This window comes from Rubellimicrobium roseum (genome assembly GCF_006152145.1).
Lineage (GTDB): Bacteria > Pseudomonadota > Alphaproteobacteria > Rhodobacterales > Rhodobacteraceae > Rubellimicrobium > Rubellimicrobium roseum.
This window is the reverse complement of sequence record NZ_VDFV01000044.1, coordinates 21,411-28,945: the sequence shown is the minus strand read 5'-3', so window position 1 is coordinate 28,945 and position 7,535 is coordinate 21,411. Positions and strand designations below refer to the sequence as shown.

The 7,535-nt window shown below is 64.5% G+C and carries 6 protein-coding genes; 3 read left to right on the top strand and 3 right to left on the bottom strand.

Features of this window, described 5'->3' with window-relative positions:
• Positions 1 to 515: 515 nt before the first annotated feature.
• From FHG71_RS18770 to FHG71_RS18760, 3 genes are all read right to left on the bottom strand, one after another.
• Entirely contained in the window at positions 516 to 1,760 is a 1,245-nt protein-coding gene (locus tag FHG71_RS18770) for a DUF2235 domain-containing protein (protein WP_139083234.1), read from the bottom strand.
• A 240-nt stretch (positions 1,761 to 2,000) separates the two neighbouring features.
• Positions 2,001 to 3,500 (bottom strand): pectate lyase, encoded by a 1,500-nt coding sequence (locus FHG71_RS18765; protein WP_218014158.1) that lies wholly within the window; start codon positions 3,498 to 3,500, stop codon positions 2,001 to 2,003.
• A gap of 244 nt (positions 3,501 to 3,744) precedes the next feature.
• On the bottom strand, positions 3,745 to 4,434 hold the full coding sequence (locus FHG71_RS18760; RefSeq protein WP_139083232.1) for a GntR family transcriptional regulator: 690 nt from the start codon (positions 4,432 to 4,434) through the stop codon (positions 3,745 to 3,747).
• Between the two features lie 81 nt (positions 4,435 to 4,515).
• Between FHG71_RS18760 and uxaC the strand changes: the two genes are divergently transcribed.
• From uxaC to FHG71_RS18745, 3 genes are all read left to right on the top strand, one after another.
• A complete protein-coding gene (gene uxaC, locus FHG71_RS18755) occupies positions 4,516 to 5,916 on the top strand; it encodes a glucuronate isomerase (protein WP_139083231.1) in 1,401 nt (466 codons plus the stop codon).
• A gap of 25 nt (positions 5,917 to 5,941) precedes the next feature.
• Entirely contained in the window at positions 5,942 to 6,919 is a 978-nt protein-coding gene (locus tag FHG71_RS18750) for a TRAP transporter substrate-binding protein (protein ID WP_139083230.1), read from the top strand.
• 61 nt (positions 6,920 to 6,980) lie between these two features.
• A complete protein-coding gene (locus tag FHG71_RS18745) occupies positions 6,981 to 7,532 on the top strand; it encodes a TRAP transporter small permease (protein WP_139083229.1) in 552 nt (183 codons plus the stop codon).
• The last annotated feature ends 3 nt before the right edge of the window (positions 7,533 to 7,535 follow it).

The window sequence follows — 7,535 nt, the reverse complement described above, 5'->3', positions numbered from 1 at the left end:
GCTCATGGCGGCCCAGATAGGGGCCACGAACCCCTACGCGACCATCCCCCACAAGATTGGGCAACAACCCCGAGCAGAGATCGTCCGCGTCGCTTGAAGCTAATTGCAGAGGGGATAGCTCGGCCTCAGTCCGAGTTGCGCAACAACGTCGGCGGGTGGCCTAAGTCTGCCTGCGTCTCATTCGAGGCGGGTCTGCCTATGCCACGGCGCGGCCGTTCCCGAATCAAGGCGGCTGCCAACAGGTGCGCCGCCTGGCAGGGCCCAGAAAACCTTCATCTCGGACGCGCAGATCGTCGGACAATGGCTGGGGGCGAGTGATGAAGCAGAAAACTTCCCTATGGCTTCGCAGGTCGGGGAGGTGCGCTGTATTGATTCAGCTTTTGTCAGCATAGGCGCTAAGACGTTGTGAAGGTAGGATCAGACACCGGAAGCTTCCCTTGGCCGAGGGCAACTTCCGGGCGTTGCAGATCGCCCTCAGCCTTCCTCCACTTTCTTTGCCCGGCCCGCGCCTCGGGCTAAGCAAAAGACCTTATCCGGGTCACGTCGCAAGCTGCGGCATCAATGCAGACACCGCAAACGTCGCCTATCCGGTCCCGCCTCCGAAGGTCGTCCCATATCCGGTTGAGGGTCGGGGGCCGGTAGCCCACATCGGACCGGATCCGGTCGAACACCGCAGGTGCCACTTCTAGAGGTGAGCAAGGACCTTTCCGGGGCTCTGACCGAACCCGGAGGGCAGCGCTGGCCGAGAGGAGGGGCGCAACATGGACGAGCGGTTCCATCACGTTGCGCTCCCGCCGCCAGCCCTCAACGGCGTCGCTCTTGAAGGCAAGCCCGGATTTCCACGCGCCTTCGGCTACCCACGCCCGCGGATAGGCCGAAAGGCCACGCCGCTCGCCACCGCCCACCGCGCCATGATCGCCTGGGAACCATTCCTGCCGATAGGGCAGCTCCTCTCGGCAGATATCGGCAAGAAGGGCCTCGGGCGGAAGGTTCAGCGCCTGGCGGTTGAGTTCGTCGACGTTCGTCCAGAGCGTGGGCTCGAACGCCTGCCGACGTTCGTCAACCGCGACTGCATGGCGGGCAGCGCGGACCATAGAGCTGAGCTCGGCATCGTGGAACTGGTAACGCTCGTTGAAGATCGGTGCGGTCGTCCAATAGCCCGGCACACCCAAGGCGCCGACGGTGTCCCAGATACCCAGATACGCAATGCGAAGCTTGATCGCGTCGGCGCTGCCTTTCCCGTGGCGTCTGCGCCAGGTGAGTTCCTCCGCGCCGGTGGCAGTGAAGGGGGCGAACTCGGCGCGGAACGGATAGCTCGCGGGATTCGAGGGCCGGGTGCAGAGGTCGCCTCGGATGCGGTAGCGCGTCATCGCCTCGGGAATACGATGTATGTGGTCCACGGGCGGGACGCCGGCCGACCGGATCAGGCCCACGAGCGATCGCGCCGTGTAGGCTCCGCGCGAGAAGCCGAAGACGTGGATGGCATCGCCCGGCTCGTAGATCATCGCGAGGTCGCGGTAGGCCTCCATGATATTGGTGTCGAGGCCCCGGCCCGTCACTCCCCCGGCCCAGCGGTCGGCCAGCCGGCGCAGGCCGGTCAGGTTCTCCTGCGCACCGACCCCAGGCTGGTAAATGTCTGTCTGGGGCTGCCCCTGTGCATCCGTGGCGTCGAGAGCCTGGCGGAGAAGAGACACGTTGGTCGGGTACGGATCGGTGGCGGTGTTCCAGGTGCCGTCGCAGAAGATGGCAATCCGCTTCATGGCCTGAGATCCTTGGAACGACCGATGCAGAATAGCCCCTGCGTGGTGAGCTGCAATCGCGCCGACAATCCCGCGATGTCCGGAGCACCTGAACAGCCTCGTTCTCCGCAACCACGTGCAGACGGGTCCGGGGCGGGTCCGTCGCTCTCTCCGGGTTGTGACGCTCCGTCTCCAGTTGTTGGCACGTGCGAGATCGGCCCGCGAGAAGGCCGACCTCCAGGTTCTTGCTCTGCCCGACGATCAGGATTCGATCTGGTCGAGATAACGGATCAGCGCGCCCATGTTCTCGATGAAGGCCGAGGTCGAGATGCCGGTCATCGGCGTCTCCGTGAGGAAAGGCGAGGTGTCATAAGCGTCGCCGACCCGCGTGCCGGCGAAGTCACCCTCGGACGGCGCTACCGGCGGCTCGCCGACATAGGGATTGCTGGTGGCGACCAACTCCGTGGGCCAGTAGCCCTCCTCGTTGAGCGATCCGATCAGTTCCGAGACTTGGGTCGCATCGACCTCTTCGGTCGGCTCGCGCCCACTCGCGTTCAGGTCAGAGACGTCGATGTCGCCAAGGGTGAAGAACTCGGGCAAGACCACCCCGTTCTCGGGGTTGAGTGGCGAGTTGGCGGTGACTTCCTCGGGCGGTGTGTTCATCAGCCGCTCGTACCGGGCGCGCATCTCATCGAGGTCGATCTCGCGCAGGCCGGAATAGTGGCCAAGCAGGTTCTCGGAGCTGTAGTCCCAGTAGTATTCGCCGCTCACCGCGTTTGATCCGCGGCGGTGGACGTAGATCGGTCGGTCCGTCCCGATCTCGATAAATGTCGGGAATTGGCGGCCGTCCTGCCACTGGTCCTCGGGTAGGCGCACGCGTTCAAGCCAGGCAATCCCTTCGCCGACCCGGGCGAGGTAGCGCGTGTCACCGGTCAACTCGTAGAAGTCCATGAGCTTCGTGAGCGCGCTGGCGGACGTGTGGGTCGCGAGGGCGAGCGGCTCGTAGGAGCGGGCCGCCACCGGGTTGAGGCTGGCGTCGTACTGGAGCGAGAAACCGGGCTGGTCTGGGCCCTGCTGGAGCAGGAGGAACGCATCCATGCCTCGGTGGATCGCCGGAAGGACGTCCTGCCGGCCGAGGGTCTGCCATGCCATGATCAGCGTCTCCATGTTCTCCGCCGCGACGTCGTCGTTCAGCGTCGGATAGGAGGTGTAGTCTCCCTCCCAGAGCTGGATCTCCGGGAAGCGCTGCGGCCAGGTGCCCATCGGCTGCTGACTCGCGAGGACGAGGTCGATCGCCTTGTCCAAGGCCGGGCGAAAAGTCGGATCAAGCTTCTCCAGATAGACCCGCAGGAGGAACTGCGTCGCTTCGGCAGTGCCAGCGTCGTCGAAGGTGGCATTTTCCCAGTTGTGGTGAAATTCCTCAAGCCGCCAGCCGGCCTTTCCGATCGTGTCGTACCAGCGCTGGAGAGACGCGGGGCCTGCAAAGTCGAACATGTAGTTCCAGCCGCCCTCATCCGTCTGGCCCCAAATCAGGGCGCCGGCGGTCTCCTTGGCAGCCTCGTAGTAGAGTTCGTCGCCCGTGGCATGGTAGGCGTCCAAGAAGAGATGGCCCATGGTCGCGGTGCCGGGCGGCTGGACCCAGACCATGGATTCGAAGGCCTCCATCTCGCCCCAGCGCTTGGACATGTCGGGCAGATAGGACCAGACGTAGCCGCCGTTCACGGCCACGTCCTCGACCATGTATCGCGTGTCCTCGCTCATCGCGGCCAAGACCTCCTGGCGGGAGACCTCAGGAGCTTCACCCGGGGCGGCGTCCTGGGCATGTCCCGCCAGCGGAGCCAAGCCCATGGCCAGGGCCAGGGTTGAAGCCGCGCCGTATGTAAGGATCGGGGTTCTCATCGGTTGTTCCCTGCTTTGCTTCAGTGGACTGCCGCGGAACGGGTCCGACGGCTTCGATGCAAACTCGGACGCAGAAACAATTGGAAAATCGAACTCTTGGCCGGGATCAGGTTGCCCGGAACAACTCGGGCCTCTCGCGGATCGCCTTTTCCAGGGTCACGGAGATGCGGCCCAGATGCTCTCGCATCCGAGTTTCCGCCAGATCCGGCTTGTGGGCCCTCAGCGCCTCCATGAGCCCGAGATGCTCGTCGAACGCCCGCTGCGCCCCGTTCTCGAGGCTGATGTAGCGGATCCGGTCCATGTGAGCCTTGTTGTCCCGAACGAGCGCCCAAGCGAAGCCCTTGCCGGCCGCCTCGAAGATCGTCCGGTGCATCTTGTCGTCGAGATCATGGAAGAGGCGGCGCACCCCTTGGCGGACGGCGCTGTCCTGCTCTTCGATCTGCCGGTCTAGGTCGTCCAAAGTACGATCGGGCATGCCTTGCGCGGCAATCCGGATCGTCTCGACCTCGATGGCTGTCCGAATGTAGCGGGCCTGGAGTACCGCCTCGGCCTGGATCGGGCTGATGATCGTGGCGCGTTGCGGTCGGATGATCAGAAGCCCGATCTGCGAAAGGCGAAAGAACGCATCGCGGACCGGCTGGCGCGACACGTCGAACTGCTCCGCAATCTCGCCTTCCGAGATCTTGGTGCCTGGGAGCAACTCCAGCTGAACGATCCGGTCGTAAAGGGCGGTGAACACCTGGTCCGTCAACCTCGGCGGCGGGATCAGCTCGACGGAAGCGGTGCGGAAGGTCATTTCATTCTCGTTGACAGTTCGCAGACTAGCATATTAGCCTGTCAGAGCGTTGGCTAGAACTTTCGAAGAGGCTGCACGGCTTTGTTGGACCCAGATCGCCTCCTGCCGACCTCCGGGCCCGAAAAGGCGATCGGGCGGGCCCTCTATGACGCGGTCGCGGATCTGCCGATCCTGTCCCCTCACGGCCATACCGACCCGCGGTGGTTTGCCGAGAACGCCCGCTTTCCCGATCCGGCCCAGCTTTTCGTGGTTCCGGACCATTACGTGTTCCGCATGCTGTTCTCGCAAGGCGTCGCGCTGGAGGATCTGGGGGTGCCCCGCATGGATGGCGGCCCGGTCGAGACCGATGGCCGCCGGATCTGGCGCCGCTTTGCGGAGAAGATCCACCTGCTGCGGGGAACGCCCTCGGCGATGTGGCTCGCCCATTCATGCGAGACGGTGTTCGGCATCGAGGATCCGCTCACGGCTGCGAACGCCGACGCGATCTATGACCACATCGATGCTTGTCTCGCCCGGCCGGAGTTCAGGCCTCGTGCGCTCTTCGAGCGGTTCGGGATCGAGGTTCTGGCCACCACCGAAAGTGCGCTCGACGACCTGCGCTGGCATCGCATGATCCGCGAGAGCGGGTGGGGCGGGCGCGTGATCACCGCCTACCGGCCCGACGCGGTGGTGGACCCGGACTTCGCGGGCTTCGCGGAGAACCTGGAGGTCTTGGGCGGGATCACTGGCTGCGATACCTCGACTTGGGAGGGCTATCTCAACGCCCACCGAGCACGCCGGGCCTTCTTCAAGGAATTCGGCGCCACGAGCAGCGACCACGGCCATCCCACGGCCTGCACGCTCGACCTGCCGCAGAAGGAGGCCGCGGCGCTCTACGAACGGGTGAGGCCGGGCGGAGCCTCGTCCGCCGACGCTGAGGCGTTCCGGGCGCAGATGCTGACCGAGATGGCGCGGATGAGCCTGGACGACGGGCTCGTGCTCCAGATCCATCCGGGCTCCATGCGGAACCATTCGAGCCAAGTCCTCCAGCGGTTCGGGCGTGACAAGGGCTTCGACATCCCGACGCCCACAGACTACGTGACCGCGCTCCGCCCGCTCCTGGAGGCGGTAGGGCTTGAGCCAAGGCTCACGGTCATCCTGTTCACCCTGGACGAGACCGCCTACGGGCGCGATCTGGCGCCGCTCGCAGGCGTCTACCCGGCCCTGCGTCTGGGGCCGCCATGGTGGTTCTTCGATAGTCCGGAGGGCATCCGCCGCTTCCGGGAAACAACGACAGAGACCTGCGGATTCTATAATACAGTCGGCTTCAACGACGACACCCGCGCCTTCTGTTCGATCCCGGCCCGCCACGACGTGTCGCGGCGGTCGGACTGCGCCTACCTCGCCACCTTGGTCGCCTCCGGGCGGCTTCGGGAGGACGAGGCCTTCGAGGTCGCCCACGATCTCACCTACCGGTTGGCAAAGGAGGCCTACCGGCTCTGATCTGCGTTTCTGGGAGGAGGAAACAATGAAAGCACTGAGAACGACCGTCGCCGCGCTGGCTGTCATGGCCGCCGGCGCAACTGCTACGATTGCGCAGGAGATCACGCTGCGTTCTTCGGATACCCATCCCGACGGTTATCCAACCGTGGAGGCCGTCAAGCATGTCGGCGAGCTCGTCGAAGAGCGGAGCGGCGGCCGAATCACGATCGAGGTTTTCCACTCGGCTCAGCTCGGTGAGGAAAAGGACACCATCGAGCAGACCCAGTTCGGCGTGATCGACATGAATCGGGTGAGCCTCGGGCCGTTCAACAACCTGATCCCCGAGACGGCGGTGGTGTCGCTTCCCTACATTTTCCGCGACGCTGAGCACATGCACAAGGTCATGGACGGTCCGATCGGGGAGGAGATCCTTGCCGCTTTCGAGCCGCACGGCTTGGTCGGTTTGGCCTTCTATGACAGCGGCGCGCGGTCCTTCTACAATAGCGAGCGGCCCATTGAATCGGTCGAGGACATCGAGGGGATGAAGTTCCGCGTCATGCAGTCGGACGTGTTCGTCGACATGGTGGACGCGCTCGGCGGCGATGCGACCCCGATGCCCTACGGCGAGGTTTATTCCGCGATCGAGACGGGCGTGATCGACGGCGCGGAGAACAATCCGCCGAGCTATCAGACCTCGGGTCATGCGGAGGTCGCGGGATACTATACCCTCGACGAGCACCTGATCGTGCCCGAAGTGCTTGTAATGTCGAAGACCCGCTGGGACCAGCTTTCGCCCGAAGACCAGGAAACCATCCGCCAAGCCGCGAAGGACAGCGTTGCGGTGCAGCGCGAGCTTTGGGCCGAGGCGGAAAAGGCGGCGCTTGAACAGGTGATCGCCAACGGCGCGCAGGTCAACGAGATCGACAAGCAGCCCTTCATCGACGCGATGGCGCCGGTCTACGAGAAGTACGCGAACACGCCGGAGCTCCAGGATCTCGTCGAGCGCATCCAAGCGGTCGAGTAACGCGCCCCGGAGGGTCGCGTAAGTGCGGCCCTCCACCCTCTCTCTCCCCGGGAAGCTTCTCATGGCCGAGGACACATCCGCCACCAGCGGTCTCGTTCGTCTTGTCCGCACGTTGAACGCGTTGACGACTGTCACGCTCTACCTTGCCGCTTTCGGGCTCGTCCTGATGACGGCCCTTGTCGCCTGGCAGGTCTTTTCCCGCTACGTGCTGGACGACTCGCCCAACTGGACTGAAGCGACCTCGATCCTGATCATGTCTTGGTTCATCTTTCTCGGGGCTGCGGTGGGCGTCCGTGAGAACTTCCACATGGGCTTCGACGTGCTGCTCTATGTCCTGCCAGTGAGCGCCAAGGTCTGGCTCCGGTCGATCTCCGACCTCGCGGTTCTAGCCTTCGGGATCGGAATGGTCGTCTATGGCGGGCAGCTGATCGTGCAGACCTGGCCGTCGCCGATCCCAGTGCTCCAGCTGCCGGGCGGCTTCGCCTATATGCCGGTGACGGCAGGCGGCGTGCTGATCGCGCTCTTCGCAACGGAACGGCTGGTGCTCCGGTTCGCCGGAATGGAGGTCGAGCACGACCCGTCGCTGGACGACGCAACCCTCAGCGAGGTCTGAGCG

Coding starts and splice junctions, on each gene's coding strand:
- FHG71_RS18770 (WP_139083234.1), bottom strand. CDS start 1,760: ATGAAGCGGATTGCCATCTTCTGCGACGGCACCTGGAACACCGCCACC.
- FHG71_RS18765 (WP_218014158.1), bottom strand. CDS start 3,500: ATGAGCGAGGACACGCGATACATGGTCGAGGACGTGGCCGTGAACGGC.
- FHG71_RS18760 (WP_139083232.1), bottom strand. CDS start 4,434: ATGACCTTCCGCACCGCTTCCGTCGAGCTGATCCCGCCGCCGAGGTTG.
- FHG71_RS18750 (WP_139083230.1), top strand. CDS start 5,942: ATGAAAGCACTGAGAACGACCGTCGCCGCGCTGGCTGTCATGGCCGCC.
- FHG71_RS18745 (WP_139083229.1), top strand. CDS start 6,981: ATGGCCGAGGACACATCCGCCACCAGCGGTCTCGTTCGTCTTGTCCGC.